Source organism: Pseudomonas sp. J452 (assembly GCF_024666525.1).
Lineage (GTDB): Bacteria > Pseudomonadota > Gammaproteobacteria > Pseudomonadales > Pseudomonadaceae > Aquipseudomonas.
This window is the reverse complement of the sequence record NZ_CP088294.1, coordinates 1353293-1370871: the sequence shown is the minus strand read 5'-3', so window position 1 is coordinate 1370871 and position 17579 is coordinate 1353293. Positions and strand designations below refer to the sequence as shown.

General features: G+C 64.7%; 14 protein-coding genes and 2 pseudogenes. 7 read left to right on the top strand and 9 right to left on the bottom strand.

From position 1 onward, the window contains the following. Positions 1–303: 303 nt before the first annotated feature. Positions 304–471 carry a rubredoxin gene (locus LRS11_RS06130; protein ID WP_173211045.1) on the bottom strand — a complete coding sequence of 56 codons (168 nt, stop codon included), beginning with the start codon at positions 469–471 and terminating at the stop codon, positions 304–306. Positions 472–646: 175 nt separating this feature from the next. Here LRS11_RS06130 and LRS11_RS06125 point away from each other — a divergent pair, with 175 nt between their 5' ends. From LRS11_RS06125 to LRS11_RS06100, 6 genes are all read left to right on the top strand, one after another. Beyond that, positions 647–1192: a chorismate lyase gene (locus LRS11_RS06125; protein WP_260495996.1), complete on the top strand. Its 546-nt coding sequence runs from the start codon at positions 647–649 to the stop codon at positions 1190–1192. Positions 1193–1372: 180 nt separating this feature from the next. Beyond that, complete coding sequence (ubiA, locus tag LRS11_RS06120; protein ID WP_260495995.1) at positions 1373–2266, top strand: 4-hydroxybenzoate octaprenyltransferase; 894 nt, start codon at positions 1373–1375, stop codon at positions 2264–2266. A gap of 82 nt (positions 2267–2348) precedes the next feature. Beyond that, positions 2349–3038, top strand: coding sequence for a phosphate regulon transcriptional regulator PhoB (gene phoB, locus LRS11_RS06115; protein WP_173211039.1), 690 nt, complete (start codon positions 2349–2351; stop codon positions 3036–3038). Between the two features lie 37 nt (positions 3039–3075). Then, positions 3076–4380, top strand: a complete 1305-nt coding sequence (gene phoR, locus LRS11_RS06110) for a phosphate regulon sensor histidine kinase PhoR (RefSeq protein ID WP_260495994.1) — start codon at positions 3076–3078, stop codon at positions 4378–4380. A gap of 81 nt (positions 4381–4461) precedes the next feature. Continuing rightward, the gene (locus tag LRS11_RS06105; protein WP_260495993.1) at positions 4462–5802 is read left to right on the top strand and encodes a hemolysin family protein; all 1341 of its coding nucleotides are present in this window, start codon (positions 4462–4464) and stop codon (positions 5800–5802) included. Positions 5803–6257: 455 nt separating this feature from the next. Next, entirely contained in the window at positions 6258–7376 is a 1119-nt protein-coding gene (locus LRS11_RS06100; protein WP_260495992.1) for an alpha/beta hydrolase, read from the top strand. A 186-nt stretch (positions 7377–7562) separates the two neighbouring features. Here the strand turns inward: LRS11_RS06100 and LRS11_RS22440 are convergent. Beyond that, positions 7563–7646 (bottom strand): annotated as a pseudogene (locus LRS11_RS22440) (hypothetical protein); the annotation flags it as partial. Between LRS11_RS22440 and LRS11_RS06095 the strand changes: the two are divergent. Beyond that, positions 7638–7969 (top strand): annotated as a pseudogene (locus LRS11_RS06095) (transporter associated domain-containing protein); the annotation flags it as partial. The pseudogenes LRS11_RS22440 and LRS11_RS06095 sit on opposite strands and share 9 nt — an antisense overlap. Positions 7970–8071: 102 nt before the next feature. Here the strand turns inward: LRS11_RS06095 and LRS11_RS06090 are convergent. From LRS11_RS06090 to LRS11_RS06060, 7 genes are all read right to left on the bottom strand, one after another. After that, on the bottom strand, positions 8072–9904 hold the full coding sequence (locus LRS11_RS06090; RefSeq protein WP_260495991.1) for a diguanylate cyclase: 1833 nt from the start codon (positions 9902–9904) through the stop codon (positions 8072–8074). 94 nt (positions 9905–9998) lie between these two features. Further along, positions 9999–10895, bottom strand: a complete 897-nt coding sequence (locus LRS11_RS06085; protein ID WP_260496870.1) for a peptidoglycan DD-metalloendopeptidase family protein — start codon at positions 10893–10895, stop codon at positions 9999–10001. Between the two features lie 179 nt (positions 10896–11074). Further along, on the bottom strand, positions 11075–11989 hold the full coding sequence (locus LRS11_RS06080; RefSeq protein ID WP_260495990.1) for a response regulator: 915 nt from the start codon (positions 11987–11989) through the stop codon (positions 11075–11077). A 106-nt stretch (positions 11990–12095) separates the two neighbouring features. Then, positions 12096–12830, bottom strand: a complete 735-nt coding sequence (phoU, locus tag LRS11_RS06075) for a phosphate signaling complex protein PhoU (RefSeq protein WP_260495989.1) — start codon at positions 12828–12830, stop codon at positions 12096–12098. A 151-nt stretch (positions 12831–12981) separates the two neighbouring features. After that, positions 12982–13815: a phosphate ABC transporter ATP-binding protein PstB gene (pstB, locus tag LRS11_RS06070; protein ID WP_260495988.1), complete on the bottom strand. Its 834-nt coding sequence runs from the start codon at positions 13813–13815 to the stop codon at positions 12982–12984. 65 nt (positions 13816–13880) lie between these two features. Then, positions 13881–15497, bottom strand: a complete 1617-nt coding sequence (gene pstA / locus LRS11_RS06065; protein WP_409519804.1) for a phosphate ABC transporter permease PstA — start codon at positions 15495–15497, stop codon at positions 13881–13883. 81 nt (positions 15498–15578) lie between these two features. Continuing rightward, on the bottom strand, positions 15579–17552 hold the full coding sequence (locus LRS11_RS06060) for an ABC transporter permease subunit (protein WP_260496869.1): 1974 nt from the start codon (positions 17550–17552) through the stop codon (positions 15579–15581). Positions 17553–17579: the final 27 nt, after the last annotated feature.

Sequence of the window (17579 nt, the reverse complement as noted above, 5' to 3'; positions counted from 1 at the left end):
TTTGTTGTTTTTGTGTCCGTGCTGTCCGTCCGGAACAGCGCCCAAGGCGCCGCAACAGCTCTGCGCTGCGGCAGACCGAGGGAGAATGGCACGCCATCCGGCACCGCGCCAGTACTGGCCTGCGTTTTAGGCTACCAATAGCAAGGCGTTTTTGACAGAACGGCAGGCATTTACGCCAAAAGGCCGACAAATTCCCAGTTTCGTTCCGTCGATCCGGTACGCGCGTACCGCCACAGCGCGCTCTGCACAAACGCAAACGGCGGCCCGAAGGCCGCCGTTTCATCGCTGCATGAGCGCGATCGATCAGCCGATTTCGATCATCTCGAAGTCGGCCTTGCCCACGCCGCAGTCCGGGCACAACCAGTCGGCGGGCACATCTTCCCAGCGCGTACCGGGGGCGATGTCATCATCCGGCCAGCCCAGGCTCTCGTCATAGACCAGGCCACAGACCACACATTGCCACTTCTTCATTAACACACCTCATCGCTCGGCTTCAGGGCCGGCCTCTGCGGGCAGAGCACCTGATCAAAAAAACAGCAGGCTTTGTACTGGCCCGCGCGCCGTGGCGCAAGCCCCCACCGACGGTCTACGCCGTGGCGGGCTCATGCTAAGCTCGCGGCCTTCCGTCCTTGCCGAAGCCGTTGCCGTGCCCCCAGCCTCGCTTGCCCACCCGCCTCGCTGGCTCAATAACGCCCAGTTGCACCCCGCGCCAGCGCCGCTGCAGCGCGACTGGCTGTTCGACCAGGGCTCGCTGACCCGGCGCCTCAGCCAGCTCAGCCAGCAGCAATTCAGTGTACTGCCGCTGCAGCAGGGCTGGCAGGTGCTGCGCAACGACGAATGCGCCGCCCTGCAGGTGCCTAGCGGCAGCCAGGGCTGGGTGCGCGAAGTGTTCCTGCGCGGCGCCGAACAGCCCTGGGTGTTCGCCCGCAGCGTGGCCGCGCGCAGTGCCCTGGAAGGCTCGGGCTTCGATCTCGGCAAGCTGGGCAGCCGCTCCCTCGGCGAGCTGCTGTTCAGTGACCGCGCCTTCGCCCGCGGCGAGTTGCAGGTCTGTCGCTATCCGCAGGCCTGGCTACCGGAAAGCGTGCGCGAGGAACGCCTGTGGGGACGCCGCTCGTGCTTCTGGCGCGACGGCCTCGGCGTGCTGGTCGCCGAAGTGTTCCTGCCGGCGTTCTGGGAACACGCCGACCAGTAGGCCGGTAGCCCGGACTTCAGTCCGGGGCACCGCCAATCCTCCCGGACTGAAGTCCGAGCTACCTTACTGGGCGCACGCCGCCGGCCCCGAGCGGCAAAGCGTGATCCAGCCAACGTAGCGCCCGATAGTCGGCAGCGCCCGGCCCCGTATAATCGGCCCACTTCGCCCGGAGAGCCGTCGATGTACACCACCCTGCTGCAATCGCTGAACCGCCTGCACCCACGCGCCTGGGACTTCATCCAGCTGATGCGCCTGGACAAGCCGATCGGCATCTACCTGCTGCTGTGGCCGACCCTGTGGGCCCTGTGGGTGGCGAGCAAAGGGATGCCGGACTTCAAGCTGCTGTTCATCTTCGTGGTCGGCGTGCTGCTAATGCGCGCCGCCGGCTGCGTGATCAACGACTATGCCGACCGCCACTTCGACGGCCACGTCGCCCGCACCCAGGCGCGCCCGCTGGCCAGCGGAAAGATCAGCGTGCGCGAGGCGCTGACCCTGTTCGCCGTGCTGGTGGCCTTGAGCTTCATCCTGGTGCTGTTCACCAACCTGACCACCATCCTCCTGTCGTTCGGCGGCCTGGCCCTGGCCGCCTGCTACCCGTTCATGAAGCGCTACACCTTCTACCCGCAGGTGGTGCTCGGCGCGGCCTTCTCCTGGGGCATGCCGATGGCGTTCAGCGCGGTCACCGGCGAGCTGCCACCCGCCCATGCCTGGCTGCTGTACCTGGCCAACCTGCTATGGACGGTGGCCTACGACACCTACTACGCGATGACCGACCGCGACGACGACCTGAAGATCGGCGTCAAATCCACCGCCATCCTCTTCGGCGAGGCCGACCGGGTGATCATCCTCACCCTGCAGGGTCTGGCCCTGCTGTGCCTGGCCATGGCCGGGGCGCGCTTCAGCCTGGGTATCTGGTTCCTGTTCGGCCTGTTTGGCGCCGCCGCCTGCTTCGCCTGGGAGTTCTGGAGCACCCGCGAGCGCGCGCCGCAAGCCTGCTTCGCCGCCTTCCTGCACAACCACTGGGCTGGACTGGCTATCCTGTTGGGCATCGTGCTGGATTACGCATTGCGCTAGCCTGGGACTCCTGGCTGTCACATCGCTGCAATAATTCCGTTATCTAATGCGGCGCAAGACAGATGAACCGAGGCAGGACCCCATGGTTGGCAAGAACATCCTGATCGTTGACGACGAAGCGCCGATCCGCGAGATGATCGCAGTGGCGCTGGAAATGGCTGGCTACGACTGCATGGAAGCGGAAAACACCCAGCAGGCCCACGCCCTGATCGTCGACCGCAAGCCCGACCTGATCCTGCTCGACTGGATGCTGCCCGGCACCAGCGGCATCGAGCTGGCGCGCCGGCTCAAGCGCGACGAGCTGACCGACGACATCCCGATCATCATGCTCACCGCCAAGGGCGAAGAGGACAACAAGATCCAGGGCCTGGAAGTCGGCGCCGACGACTACATCACCAAGCCCTTCTCGCCGCGCGAGCTGGTGGCCCGGCTCAAGGCCGTGCTGCGCCGCGCCGCGCCGAATGACGGCGAATCGCCGATCGAAGTCGGCGGCCTGCTGCTCGACCCGATCAGCCACCGCGTCACCATCGACGGCAAGCCGGCCGAGATGGGCCCCACCGAATACCGCCTGCTGCAATTCTTCATGACCCACCAGGAGCGCGCCTACACCCGTGGCCAGCTGCTCGACCAGGTCTGGGGCGGCAACGTGTATGTGGAAGAACGCACCGTCGACGTGCACATCCGCCGCCTGCGCAAGGCCCTGGGCGAGGCCTACGAAAATCTCGTTCAAACGGTACGCGGCACCGGTTATCGTTTCTCCACCAAAAGCTGAAACCGGCTTTGCTGCAGTAAATGAAAGGATGCGCTAGGTGAACCAGAACTGGCGTGGTGCCGTAGTGCGCCACCTGTTGTTGCTAGTGACCTGCTGTGCCCTGCTCGGGCTGATCAGCGGCGAGTATGCCTGGGCCCTGGTGCTCGGCCTCGGCGCCTACCTGGCCTGGCACGTCAAGCAACTGCTGCGTCTGCACCACTGGCTGCGCCATCGCCAGCCGGACGAGGCGCCACCCGAAGGCTATGGCCTGTGGGGCGAGGTGTTCGACAACATCTATCACCTGCAACGCCGCGACCAGCGCGTGCGCGGCCGCCTGCAGGCGGTGATCGACCGCGTGCAGGAATCCACCTCCGCCTTGCGCGACGCGGTGATCATGCTCGACAGCGACGGCAACCTGGAGTGGTGGAACCGTGCCGCGGAAACCCTGCTGGGCCTGAAGACACCGCAGGACAGCGGCCAGTCGATCAGCAACCTGCTGCGCCACCCGCGCTTCAAGGAATACTTCGAGCAGGGCAATTACCAGGAGGCCCTGGAGCTGCCCTCGCCGATCAACGATCACCTGCGCCTGCAGCTGCAGATCACCCAGTACGGCAACCGCGAGCACCTGATGCTGGTACGCGACGTCACCCGTCTGTATCAGCTGGAACAGATGCGCAAGGATTTCGTCGCCAACGTCTCCCACGAGCTGCGCACCCCGCTGACGGTGATTGCCGGCTACCTGGAGACCCTGCTGGACAACGTCGAGGAGGTCAATCCGCGCTGGCTGCGCGCGCTGCAGCAGATGCAGCAGCAAGGCGCACGCATGCAGAACCTGCTGAATGACCTGCTCCTGCTGGCCAAGCTGGAAGCCACCGACTACCCCTCGGACAACCAGCCGATAGCCGTCGACCTGCTGCTACTGAGCATCAAGAACGACGCCCAGGCGCTCTCTGCGGCCAAGCATCACCGGATCAGCCTGGAAGCCGATGCCCATCTCAAGCTCAAGGGCAGCGAGACGGAACTGCGCAGCGCCTTCTCCAACCTGGTGTTCAACGCGGTGAAGTACACCCCGGCCGAAGGCGAGATCCGCATCCGCTGGTGGGGCGACGAACAAGGCGGGCACTTCAGCGTGAGCGACAACGGCCCCGGCATCGAGGCCAAGCACCTGCCACGCCTGACCGAGCGCTTCTACCGGGTCGACTCCAGCCGGGCCAGCAACACCGGCGGCACCGGTATCGGCCTGGCCATCGTCAAGCACGTACTGCTGCGCCATCGCGCCCGCCTGGACATCGCCAGCGTGCCCGGCAAGGGCAGCACCTTCACCTGTCACTTCCCGGCGCAGCAGGTCATTCGCCGCAGCTGACACCCCTGCGCCTGGTCGCCGACTTGCAATCGTCGGCGCCAGCCGCCACCCTTTAGCGGTCATTCGCCAACCAAAGCCCCCATGGACCCTTCCTCTAGTCTCTCCAGCTCCGCCCTCTTCGCCGATATTGGCCTTGTCCTGTTCGCCCTGTTTCTCGTTCTGCTCAACGGTTTCTTCGTCGCCGCCGAGTTCGCCATGGTCAAGCTGCGCTCGACCAAGGTCGAGGCCATCGCCGAGCAGAACGGCTGGCGTGGGCAGATCCTGCGCACTGTGCACAACCAGCTCGACGCCTACCTGTCGGCCTGCCAGCTGGGCATCACCCTGGCCTCGCTGGGCCTCGGCTGGGTCGGCGAGCCGGCCTTTGCCGAACTGCTCACGCCACTGCTGGGCATGCTCGGCATCGAGTCGGAGAAGCTGGTCCACGGCATAGCCTTCTTCTTCGCCTTCTTCATCATTTCCTACCTGCATATCGTGGTCGGCGAGCTGGCACCGAAGTCCTGGGCGATCCGCAAGCCGGAACTGCTGTCGCTGTGGACGGCCGTGCCGCTGTACCTGTTCTACTGGGCCATGTACCCGGCGATCTTCCTGCTCAACGCCAGCGCCAACGCCATCCTGCGCTTTGCCGGCCAGGGCGAGCCGGGGCCACACCACGAGCATCACTACAGCCGCGACGAGCTCAAACTGATCCTCCACTCCAGCCGCGCCAGCGACCCCAGCGACCAGGACATGCGTGTACTGGCCTCGGCCGTGGAAATGGGCGAACTGGAAGTGGTCGACTGGGCCAACTCGCGTGAAGACCTGGTCTACCTCAACAGCGACGCCCAGCTGGATGAAGTGTTCAGCCTGTTCCGCCGCCACAAGTACAGCCGCTTCCCGGTGTACGACGAGGAAGCCGGCCACTTCATCGGCCTGCTGCATATCAAGGACCTGCTGCTGCAGCTGTCGTTGCTGGAAATGCTGCCGTCCAAGTTCAAGCTCGTCGAGTTGCTGCACCCGCTGGAGCGGGTGACCAAGCACATGCCGCTGTCCAGCCTGCTGGAACAGTTCCGCCAGGGTGGCGCGCATTTCGCCCTGGTCGAGGAGGCTGATGGCAAGGTGATCGGCTTCCTGACCATGGAAGACGTGCTGGAGGCCCTGGTCGGCGATATCCAGGACGAACACCACAAGGCCGAACGCGGCATCCTCGCCTACCAGCCGGGCAAGCTGCTGGTGCGCGGCGACACCCCGCTGTTCAAGATCGAACGCCTGCTCGGCATCGACCTCGACCATATCGAGGCGGAAACCCTGGCTGGGCTGGTCTACGAGAGCCTCAACCGGGTGCCGGAAGAGGAAGAGGTGCTGGAGACCGAAGGCCTGCGCATCATCGTCAAGAAGATGAAGGGCCCGAAGATCGTCCTGGCCAAGGTGCTGAAACTGGACTGAGCGCCGCCACGGCGCGAGGTCAATCGGCGGCAGCTCGAGCCGTTGAGCATGCCGCCGCTCAGGGTATGGCCGCGCATTGACTACCGCCTGTCCGTTAGCTGCCTGTACAAGAAGCAGGCAGAACGGATGCGGAATTCCGATTTCGTCAAATTTATGCCGCCAAAACGCCAATAACCATTTGGCATAAGTCGAAACAGCAGTCGCTGCGCTCTGCCGGCAATGCGCCAGTAATGGCACTTTCTGGACTATAAAGTTGCGAAATAACTGAATTTTGACGCTAAAAATATGCGGCCTGCGCCCTTTTCTTCACTCCCTGATACACCCACACTGCGCCCCGTCCGGGTTCGCCGGACATTCCTTAAGCCCAGCCGCTTCGAAGTATCAGCCTGGATGCAGTCGCAACTCGTGGAAGAGATGTACCTCGATTGAGCGGTTCTCAGAATACCGAGACCGTCATGACCCACACTGTTCGTCACCCTGCGCACCGCCTTCGCCGCGCCACCTGTGCCGCCCTGCTCACTCTACTCGGCGCCACACTCGCCACACCTTCAGCCTCTGCCGCATCCGACACCTCCCAGCGCCTGCGCGAGCTGCTGGAGGAACGCCTGAACCGGGACGCTGCAGAGAGCCCGCCACCAGCCGAAGCGCCCAGCGTGTCGAGCAGCACCCTGCCAACCAGCACCCCACCCTTCACCCTGGACGGCAACAACGCCTACTTCGTGAAGAACGCTGCCTACGGTGCAGATACCCGTCACCGCTTCGACATCTTCCTGCCCAAGAGCGCCTACAACAGCAAGACGCGCACGCCGCTGGCGATCTTCATTCACGGCGGCGGTTTCTCCTCCGGCGCCAAGGAAGACGCCTACAGCAGTAGCAACCAGAAGCTGATCAAGGCCCTGCTGGCCAAAGGCGCCGCATTCGCCAGCATCAACTATCCGCTGATCAGCAAGAGCGGCGAGACGGTGGGCCTGATCAAGTCGTTGCGCGGCGCCCAGCGTGCGCTGCAGTACCTGAAGCAGGACACGCGCTACAACATCGACCCGCAGCGCGTGGTACTGCTCGGCAGCTCCGCCGGCGCCAGCATCGCGCTGTGGCTGGCCTTCCACGACGACATGGCCAACCTCAGCAGTACCGACCCGGTGGAGCAGCAGTCCACCCGCGTTCGCGGCGCGGCGGCGAGCCAGACTCAATCCACCATGGATGTCATCGGTTGGGAGCAGGTGTTCGCCCAGTACAACTGGTCGGTGGAGGATATGGGCAGCAGCGGGCCAAACTTCTACGGCGTCCGCAGCACGGCCGATCTGTACCGCTCCAGCACCGTGGCCTACCGCCAGGAAGTGGACTTCCTGCACATGATGGACGCCGGCGACCCGGAGATCTGGGTCGCCACCGACGGCGTACCGGTCACGGCACCGACCAGCACCGGCATCCTCTACCACCACCCCTACCATGCCCGCACCCTGCGTGATCAGGCCCGGGCAGTCGGGCTGAAGGCTGGGTTCATAGTGCCGGCGCTGAAGATAGCCAGCACCGAGGAAAGCCTCACCAACTTCATCCTGCGCAAGTTGCAGTAGGGCGAGAGAGGCACGAGCCGCTGCCCGCTCGCTGAGCAGGGCAGCGGCTAACTCCGGCTGGCGGGGTCGGCGGCTGCGTGAGCTGACAGGTGGGACCCAAGGTGCAGAACGCACCCATGACGGGGTCGATAAGACTGCGCCTAAAGCCTGTTCACCCCGAATCGACAACCGACAGCCTGGCGTTGCTCACTCGCCGCCGACGGCGAAGTTGGGCAGGCTGTCGACCGGTTGGGCGAAGTTGAACGGAATCGATTCCAGGGCCAGGCCGACGGCAAGGTGATCGGCTTCCTGACCATGGAAGACGTGCTGGAAGCCCTGGTCGGCGATATCCAGGACGAACACCACAAGGCCAAGCGCGCCATCCTCGCCTACCAGCCGGGCAAGCTGCTGGTGCGCGGCGACACCCCGCTGTTCAAAATCGAGCGCCTGCTCGGCATCGACCATATCGAGGCCGAGACCCTGGCCGGGCTCTGGTCTACGAGAGCCTCAACCGCGTGCCGGAAGAGGAGCTGGAAACCGAGGGCCTGCGCATCATCGTCAAGAAGATGAGGGGCCCGAAGATCGTCCTGGCCAAAGTGCTGAAACTGGACTGACGCGCCGAACCGTCCCACTCCTACGCCGCAGCGATCCTGCGGCGTAGTGCTTTCTGCAGTCAGGCCACCTTGGCCCGGACGGCGCCGCACACCAACCAAGGGTCAGTTGGCGATGCACACCCGATTGCGCCCACTCTCCTTGGCCGCGTACAGCGCCTGATCCGCGGCATCGATCAGCGCCTGCATGCGCAACGGCGCCTGGCCATCGTGGTGAACCAGGCCGATGCTCACGCTCAGCGAAACGCTAACGCCACGCTGCTGCAAGTCGAGCGCCGCCACCTCGGCGCGGATGCGCTCGGCCATGGCCGTCGCGCCGGCCAGGTCGACGTCACTCAGCACCAGCAAGAACTCCTCGCCGCCATAGCGCGCGGCCAAGTCGCCGGTACGCCGCGCGCCGCCACGCAGCACCTCGGCCACGGCGGCGATGCAGCGGTCGCCGAAGGGATGGCCGTAACCATCGTTGATCCGCTTGAAGTGGTCGATATCGAGCACCAGCACCGCCAGCCGGATGTTGTCCTGCTGTGCCAACTGCTGGTCGCAGTGACGTCGGTTGGCCAGTTGAGTCAGCGCGTCGGTGTTGCTCAGGCGGGTCAGCACGGAATTGGCCTCGGCCAGTTCTCGCGTCGACTGCTGCAGCTCGACGGTGCGCGCCTGCACCCTGAGCTCCAGTTCCTCGTTGAGCCGGGCCTGTTCGTCTAGCAGCTGCTGCTGGCTGGCCAGACGCGCCTCGCGCTCGCCGATCAGTTCGTTCTGCGCCGCCATGCGCGCCGCCCGCTCGCCATTGACGCGGTCGACCAGCGCGACCGAGAGCAGGATAAACTCGGCGAAGAAGCCGAACGTCTGGATGTGCAGAGTCAGCACGTTCACCGGCAGCATGCCCAGCAGGGCCGCCACATGCACAGTCGTGCAGATGATCAGGAACCCCCAGGCAGCAGCGAACAGCCGCGCCGAACGATTGCCGCGACGCCACAGGCTGAAGGCCGTGGCCAGAGTCACCAGGCAGTACAGCAGTGCCACCGGGAAGACGCCGAGACTGTGCAGCAATTGTGGGCGCTGCAGCACTAGCAACAGCACCAGAACCACGCCCCAGTAGACCAGCAGCAGGTTGTTGGCCCACAACACCCAACCGCCGTACTGCGGAATGCGCAGGAAGCTGCGCATGAACAGGGTCGCGGCCAGAAAGCTCAAGCTCGCCGAGGCGAAGTAGATCAGCCCCGCCGGACGCCCCAACTGCGGCCACAGATGGAGCACGCCGAAACCGCTCAGACTCAGTTCGTAGACCACCACCCCAAGCAGATAGAGGCTGTACCAGACATGGCTGCTGCCGCCGGCGAACAGATAGAGGTTGGCGTTGTACAGCAGCACGGCCAGCATCGCCCCGAAGAACAACCCGAACAGGGTGCGCTGCGTCAGTTCCTGGCGCTGGAAGGCCTCAGCCGTGAGCAGTTGCATGGGCGCCACCAGGATCTCCTCGCTGTGCAGACGCAGGTAGATCCAGCGCCCCTCGCCGGGGGCGAGCAGCAGGGGGAACAGCGGCTGTCGGCTGCGCTCGGGCCAGGCGTCCAACGGCAAATGGTCCCCCGCTGCAAATAGCGGACCCCAGCGGCCGCTGGCCGGGTCGAAGGTACGCAGTTCGATCAGATCGAGAACCGGCCACTCCAGCAACAGGCGCCAGTCGCTTTGCGACGAGCGATTGTCCACAGCCAGACGCATCCACATCGTTCCAGTCTTGAAACCGAGACTCGATGAAGCGCCATCCAAGGGGCGCCAGCCTTTGGCCTGACTGGCGCCGACAAAGTCCAGCTCCTGACTGGGCAGCAGGTACTCCAACTGGGCGGTCAGGCGCACCGCCGGGCGGTCGTCGGTGAGTTCGAGTGGGGCAGCTACGCAACTCAGCGTAGCCAGCAGGCAGAACAGCAGACTCAACAGGCGCATGAGCAGATTGGCTTCCTCGACTCGGCGCCACTCTCGGGGGACTGCAAGCGCCAACCTCCAGCATTGCCGCAAATCGAGCAGCGCGCCAGTCCGACTACTCGCCGCCCACGGCGAAGTTGGGCAGGCTGTCGACCGGTTGGGCGAAGTTGAACGGAATCGATTCCAGGGCCAGGCCGACATTGCGCTGCACCACGAAGTGCAGGTGCGGGCCGGTGCTGTTGCCGGTGTTGCCGGAGTTCGCCAGGTGGCTGCCGGTTTCGACCCGCTGGCCCTCCTGCACGCTTACCGAACCGCGCAGCAGGTGCAGGTAGACGCCCATGGTGCCGTCGTCATGCAGGATGCGCACGAAGTTGCCGGACGGGTTGTTGCCGCGCCCGCTCTGCTGGTTCTCGGTTTTCACCACCACCCCGCCACGCGCGGCGACGATCGGCGTGCCCTGCGGCATGGCGATATCCAGGGCATAGCGCCCGCGCGGTGTGAAGTGGCTGTACTTGCCGTTGGCGCCCTGGGTCAGCTTGAACGGCCCACCACGCCAGGGCAGCGGGTAGCGATAGAGCAGCGGCTGCAGCCGTGGGTCGCCCATGGCGTAGCGCAGGCGCGGCTTGTAGCTCATCGGTTTAGCGGCGTCGAGGGGCGCCAGGGTGGCCAGGCGGATCTTGCTGCGCGGTGGCAGCACCCAGCGGATCGGCTGTTCCGGTGCGCCCGTGGCATTGACCACCTTGTTCAGGCTCAGCTCGATCTCTACCGGGGCGTAGAGGTCATTGCGGATCAGCAGGGTTTCGCCGGCGTCGTGCTTCTTGGTTTCCAGCTTCACCAGGTTGTCCAGGCGCTCGATCATGCGATCGCGGAACACGAACACCTGAGCGCCGGCCACGGCCTTGTCGCTATAGGTAACCACGCCGTTGGCATCGACGTATTTGTAGATGGTCAGTGCGCTGGCCTGGGTAGCCGCCAGCAACGCTGCGCAGAAGAGAAATGAACGCCCTAGCATGACTGTCACGGATCGAGTGGTTTTTGGGTATCCGGGGTTAGCAAGACTAGCAGCGCCAGCCAGCACGTGCGAGCCACGAAGGGTCGCGCTGTGACCGGGCTCACCGCCGTCGGTCGCGGTGACCCGTAGCCCGGATGCAATCCGGGGGCGGAGCGGCCTGCCTCCCGGATTGCATGCGGCTACGCGCCAGGGCTGAAATGCTTCTGCGCGCTGCCACGGGCGATCAGGCGCGACAGGTAGTCGAGCTTCTGTGGATCGCGGTCGACGAACTTGAAGGTGACCTGCAGCCATTCGCTATCTGGCTTCGGCTCCAGCGCCGCCACCGCGTGCAGATAGCCGTTGAGCCGCGCCGTTTCGGCGGCCTCGCCCTGCTCCAGGTCGAGTACTGCGCTTTCCAGCACCTGCGGCAACGGCTCGCCGCGCCTGACCACCAGCAGTGCCTCCTTGAGGCTCAGGGCCTTGATCACGCAGTCCATGTTGCCGCCGGGCAGGCGTAGCTGACCCTGGCCACGGCCGGCCGGGGCGCTGCCGGCAGCCGGCTTGGCGGCCGCTGCTGGCTTGGCGAAGCCTGCGGCGGCAACCGGCGCGGCAGCCTTGGCTGCCGGCTTGACCACTTCGTTCTTACCGCCGGTCAGGGCAGTCAGCGAATCATTGGCAAAGCTGCCCGTGCTGAGCATCTTCGGCGGCGCGCTGGCGGCCAGGGCCTGCAGCTTGCCGGCACGGTGCAGGGCCTTCTTCACCTTGGTGATCAGTTGCTCGTTGGAAAACGGCTTGCCGATGAAGTCGGAAACGCCGGCCTGGATCGCCTGCACGACGTTTTCCTTGTCGCCCCGGCTGGTGACCATGATGAAGGGCACGATCTTCAGGCTGTCCTGCTCGCGGCACCAGGTGAGCAGTTCGAGGCCCGACAGCTCAGGCATTTCCCAGTCGCAGAGGATCAGGTCGACCGGCTGCCGGCTCAGCATCTGCTGGGCCTTGCGTCCATTGATCGCTTCTTCGATCTGGATACCGGGGAAATGGTCGCGCAGCCCCTTCTTCACCAGGTCACGGATAAAGGTTGCGTCGTCCACCACCAGCACACTGACTTTGCTCATCGGCCACTCCTGCGACAATGCTCACAAGCATAGCCGCGGATGATGGCCCAAGGCCAACCGCGATCACTCAGGGATTACCCGAGTGACGACCGGCCCTGCAGTGCGCTTATTCCTTGGTCTTGCCGGTGCCCTGCACTTCTTCCTGCATGCGCGCCAGGCCCATGTGCCGTACGTCGGTACCGCGCACCAGGTAGATCACCAGTTCGGCGATGTTGCGCGCGTGGTCGCCGATGCGTTCCAGCGAGCGCAGCACCCAGATCACGTTGAGCACGCGGGTGATCGAGCGCGGGTCTTCCATCATGTAGGTGACCAGCTCGCGCAGGGCGGTCTTGTACTCGCGGTCGATGGTCTTGTCGTACTGCGCCACCGACAGGGCCAGGTCGGCGTCGAAGCGGGCGAAGGCGTCCAGCGCCTCCTGCACCATCTTGCGCACCTGATCGCCGATATGCCGCACTTCGACATAACCACGCGGCGCTTCGCCTTCCTCGCACAGCAGGATGGCGCGCTTGGCGATCTTCGCCGACTCGTCGCCGATGCGCTCCAGGTCGATCACCGACTTGGAGATGCTGATGATCAGGCGCAGGTCGGAAGCGGCCGGCTGGCGGCGGGCGAGGATGCGCAGGCATTCCTCGTCGATGTTGCGCTCCATCTGGTTGATCTGGTCATCGATCTCGCGCACCTGCTGGGCCAGGCCCGAGTCGGCGTCGATCAGCGCGGTGACCGCGTCGTTGACCTGCTTCTCGACCAGGCCGCCCATCGCCAGGAGGTGGCTGCGCACTTCCTCCAGCTCGGCGTTGAACTGCTGGGAGATGTGATGGGTGAGGCTGTCTTTGTTGATCATGGTCGAGCCCTTGCGAAACTGGATGGAATGCTTATCGAAACGTGCCGGCCTTTGGAAAATCGTGCTGAGCGAGGAGGCGGCGCGCAGACAGTACAACTAGTACGGCAAGCGCCGCCGACGAAGCGCAGCGCGATTTGCCATAGCCGGCGGGCTAGCCGTAGCGACCGGTGATGTAATCTTCGGTCTGCTTCTTGGCCGGATTGGTGAACAGGGTATCGGTATCACCGAACTCGATCAGCTTGCCCATGTACATGAACGCGGTGTAGTCGGAGACGCGCGCCGCCTGCTGCATGTTGTGGGTAACGATGACGATGGTGTACTTGCTCTTCAGCTCGTAGATCAGCTCTTCGACCTTGAGGGTGGAGATCGGGTCGAGCGCCGAGCAGGGCTCGTCGAGCAGCAGCACTTCCGGCTGCACCGCCACGGTACGGGCGATCACCAGGCGCTGCTGCTGGCCGCCGGACAGGCCGAGGGCGGATTCGTGCAGGCGGTCCTTCACTTCGTCCCACAGGGCGGCGCTCTTCAGGCCCCACTCCACTGCTTCGTCGAGCACGCGCTTCTGGTTGATGCCCTGGATGCGCAGGCCGTAGACCACGTTCTCGTAGATGCTCTTGGGGAACGGGTTGGGCTTCTGGAACACCATGCCAACACGGCGACGCAGCTCGGCGACGTCTTCGCTCTTGCTGTAGATGTCATGGCCGTCGAGGAGGATCTGGCCGTCCACGCGGCAGCCGTCGACCAGATCGTTCATCCGGTTGAAGGTGCGCAGCAGGGTCGACTTACCGCAACCGGACGGGCCGATGAAGGCGGTGACACGCTGTTTGGGGATGTTCAGGCTGACGTCGAACAGAGCCTGCTTGTCGCCATAGAACAGATTGAGACCGGGCACCTGCAGGGCCACGGTTTCCTGGGCCAGGTTGAGGCCCTGCTTCTCGCGACCGAGGGCCGCCATGTTGATGCCGTGAGTCTGTACTTCGTGCTGCATGGGATGCTCCCTACGCTAACAATTCATGCCTGCCGCCCCGGCCACTGCCAGGGCGACGCAATTGATTAATGATCCAGCGCCTTGTACTTCTCGCGCAGGTGGTTACGGATGAACACTGCACTCAGGTTGAGCAGGGCGATGACCAGCACCAGCAGCAGCGCCGTGGCGTATACCAGCGGGCGCGCTGCCTCGACGTTGGGGCTCTGGAAGCCGACGTCGTAGATGTGGAAGCCCAGGTGCATGATCTTCTGGTCGAGGTGCAGGTACGGGTAGTTGCCGTCTACCGGCAGGCTCGGTGCCAGCTTGACCACGCCCACCAGCATCAGCGGCGCCACTTCGCCGGCGGCACGCGCCACGGCGAGAATCAGGCCGGTCATCATGGCCGGGCTGGCCATCGGCAGCACCACTTTCCACAGGGTCTCGGCCTTGGTCGCGCCGAGGGCCAGGGAACCTTCGCGCAGGGCCCGCGGGATACGCGCCAGGCCTTCTTCGGTGGCGACGATCACCACCGGCACGGCGAGGATCGCCAGGGTCAGCGAAGCCCACAGCAGACCGGGGGTACCGAAGGTCGGCGCCGGCGCCGCTTCGGCGAAGAACAGGCTGTCGATCGAGCCGCCCAGCACATAGACGAAGAAGCCCAGGCCGAACACGCCGTAGACGATCGCCGGGACGCCGGCCAGGTTGTTCACGGCGATGCGGATGATGCGGGTCATCGGCCCCTGCTTGGCGTACTCGCGCAGGTAGATGGCCGCCAGCACGCCGAACGGGGTAACGATCACCGCCATGATCAGGGTCATCATCACCGTGCCGAAGATGGCCGGGAAGATGCCGCCCTCGGTGTTGGCCTCACGCGGCTCGTCGCTGACGAACTCCCACAGCTTGGCGAAGTAGAAGCCGAGCTTGTCGAAGGTGCCCATGGCGTTCGGCTGGAAGGCACGCACCACCTTGCCCAGGCTGATTTCCACCTCACGGCCGTCGACCGTCTTCAGCGTCACGCTGTCGCGGTTGAACGCCGTGTTGAGTTCGATCAGCTGGGCTTCCAGCACCTTGTACTGGGCATCCCACTCGGCACGCTGGGCATCCAGGTCAGCCTGGGCAGTGGCATCCAGCTGGCCGTCCAGCTCCAGGCGACGGGTCTGCAGGCGCAGGCGCTCGAGGCCGGCGTTGATGCGGCCGATGTCCTTCTTCTCCAGCTTGGCGATCTGCGCGTGCAGCTCGTCGATGCGGATGATGCGCTGTTGCAGCTCATCCCAGGCAGCGTCACCCTCGGCGACCAGCTCGCCGCTCTGCTTGACGTTGACCAGGTAGCCATAGAAGTTGCCCCACTCGCGGCGCTCCATGACCAGCAGGTTGGCCGGGGTGCGCGGGTTGCTGCTCCACTCGGCCACGATCCAGCTGAAGTCGGCGCCGAACACTTCGCGGTTGCCGACCTTGAGCAGCTCGCGGGTCATGAACTCGCCGCCCTTCACATCCACCGGCAGGCCGGCAGCGGCCAGGCGTGCGCGCGGCACTTCCTCTTTCTGCACCAGCTCACCGGCGAGAACGCGCGGCGCTTCGCCCGGCACCTGGTAATCGGCCTCGATCACGTCGGCCGGCCAGAAGTGGCCGAGGCCGCGGGTGGCGATCACGGCCAGCAGGCCGATGGTCATGATCACCGCGATGGACACGCCACCGGCGGTCATCCACACCCACGGCGCGCCACTCTTGAACCAGGACTTGAGGTTTTGCTCTTTGGTTTTCACGGACATCTACCTTCCCAGCTCTCAGAGCGACGCGTATTTCTTGCGCAGGCGGGTACGGATCATCTCCGCCAGTGTGTTCATCACGAAGGTGAAACTCAGCAGCACCAGCGCGGCGAGGAACAGCACGCGGTAGTGGGTACTGCCGACTTCCGACTCCGGCATTTCCACCGCCACGTTGGCGGCCAGGGTGCGCAGGCCTTCGAAGATGTTCATTTCCATGATCGGCGTGTTGCCGGTGGCCATCAGCACGATCATGGTTTCGCCGACCGCACGGCCCATACCGATCATCAGCGCCGAGAAGATGCCCGGGCTGGCGGTGAGGATCACCACACGAGTCAGGGTCTGCCAGGGCGTGGCGCCGAGGGCCAGGGAACCGAAGGTCAGGCTCTTCGGTACGCTGAACACGGCGTCTTCGGCGATCGAGTAGATGTTCGGGATCACCGCGAAGCCCATGGCCAGGCCGACCACCAGGGCGTTGCGCTGGTCGAAGGCGATACCCAGGTCATTGCTGATCCACAGGCGCATGTCGCCGCCGAAGAACCAGTTTTCCAGGTGACCGCTCATGCCCAGCGAACCGGCACCGATCAGCAGGATCACCGGAATCAGCAGCGCCGCTTCCCAGCCATCCGGGATCAGCAGACGGATCTTCTCCGGCAGGCGGCTCCAGCCATAGGCGGCGAGCAGGATGCCGATCGGCGTGAGCAACAGCAGGCTGAAGATGCCCGGCAGGTGGCCTTCCACATAGGGTGCGAGGAACAGGCCGGCGAAGAAGCCGAGAATCACCGTTGGCAGCGCCTCCATCAGCTCGATCACCGGCTTGACCTTGCGGCGCATGGCCGGGGCCATGAAGTAGGCGGTGTAGATCGCCGCGCAGATGGCCAGCGGCGCGGCTAGCAGCATGGCGTAGAAGGCCGCCTTGAGGGTGCCGAAGGTCAGCGGCGACAGGCTCAGCTTGGGCTCGAAGTCGGTGTTGGCCGAGGTCGACTGCCAGACGTATTTCGGCTCGTCATAGCTCTCGTACCAGACCTTGCCCCACAGTGCGCTCCAGGAAATCTCCGGGTGCGGGTTGTCGACCACGAAACGCTGAACCTGGCCCTGGGACTCGACCAGCACGCGGTTGGCGCGCGGTGACAGTGCCGCCACACCGGCGCCCTCGGCGACCTGCTCGGTGAGCAGGGTGCGGTGCGCGGTGCTGTGGAAAATACCCAGGGTGCCGGCGGCATCCAGGGCGAGGAAACCTTTGCGACGTTCTTCCGGGAGGATCTGGATAACCGCGCTATCGGCCAGCTGGAAGTCACGGATGCGCGTCAGTTCGGCCTTGCCGTCGCTGTCGCGGACCATGAACCACTGGGCGATGCCGCCCTTGCTGTCGCCGACCATCAGCGAGATGCCGCCGAGCAGCTGGGTCACCGTGGTCACCTCGGCTTCGCCCTCGAGCAGCTTGTAGCGGCCATTGAGGGCCTTGCTGCGCAGGTCGAAGACATCCGCAGTGGCCTTGCCGTTGATCACGTACAGCCACATCTGTCGCGGATCGATGACCAGCGCCTTGATCGGCTCGGCGATCTGCGGCAGGGCGATGCGTTCCTCGTTCTGGGTGGTTTCCCCGGTCAGCATGTTCTCTTCGCGGGTGATCGACAGCACATGCAGCTCGGCACCGGTGGAGGCGCTGAGCATCAGGGTCTCGCCGTTCTGGCTGAGCGTCACGTGCTCCAGGGCACGGCCCTGGCTATCCAGGCTCAGCGGCGTTTCACCGAAGGGATAGGAGATGACCGGGGTGATGGTCTTGACGTTGTCCGGGTAGCTGACCTTGTAGTCGTGCTGGAACACCAGCACCTGGCCAGTGGATAGACCGAGCACCACACGGCGGCTGCCGGGTTGGTCCTGGCTCACCGAGCTGATGCTGGCGCCTGCCGGCAGGGCCAGCTGGTAATTCTTCAGGGCAGTGCTGTCCTTGACTTCGAAGAACTGCACCTGGCCGGTGCGGCTGAGGCGCATGGCCACCTTGTTCTGCTCTTCCACAGC

Coding starts and splice junctions, on each gene's coding strand:
- LRS11_RS06100 (WP_260495992.1), top strand. CDS start 6,258: ATGACCCACACTGTTCGTCACCCTGCGCACCGCCTTCGCCGCGCCACC.
- phoU (WP_260495989.1), bottom strand. CDS start 12,830: ATGATCAACAAAGACAGCCTCACCCATCACATCTCCCAGCAGTTCAAC.
- LRS11_RS06090 (WP_260495991.1), bottom strand. CDS start 9,904: ATGCGCCTGTTGAGTCTGCTGTTCTGCCTGCTGGCTACGCTGAGTTGC.
- LRS11_RS06080 (WP_260495990.1), bottom strand. CDS start 11,989: ATGAGCAAAGTCAGTGTGCTGGTGGTGGACGACGCAACCTTTATCCGT.
- LRS11_RS06105 (WP_260495993.1), top strand. CDS start 4,462: ATGGACCCTTCCTCTAGTCTCTCCAGCTCCGCCCTCTTCGCCGATATT.
- LRS11_RS06060 (WP_260496869.1), bottom strand. CDS start 17,552: ATGCGCCTCAGCCGCACCGGCCAGGTGCAGTTCTTCGAAGTCAAGGAC.
- LRS11_RS06130 (WP_173211045.1), bottom strand. CDS start 471: ATGAAGAAGTGGCAATGTGTGGTCTGTGGCCTGGTCTATGACGAGAGC.
- pstA (WP_409519804.1), bottom strand. CDS start 15,497: ATGACCGCCGGTGGCGTGTCCATCGCGGTGATCATGACCATCGGCCTG.
- ubiA (WP_260495995.1), top strand. CDS start 1,373: ATGTACACCACCCTGCTGCAATCGCTGAACCGCCTGCACCCACGCGCC.
- pstB (WP_260495988.1), bottom strand. CDS start 13,815: ATGCAGCACGAAGTACAGACTCACGGCATCAACATGGCGGCCCTCGGT.
- phoB (WP_173211039.1), top strand. CDS start 2,349: ATGGTTGGCAAGAACATCCTGATCGTTGACGACGAAGCGCCGATCCGC.
- LRS11_RS06085 (WP_260496870.1), bottom strand. CDS start 10,895: ATGCTAGGGCGTTCATTTCTCTTCTGCGCAGCGTTGCTGGCGGCTACC.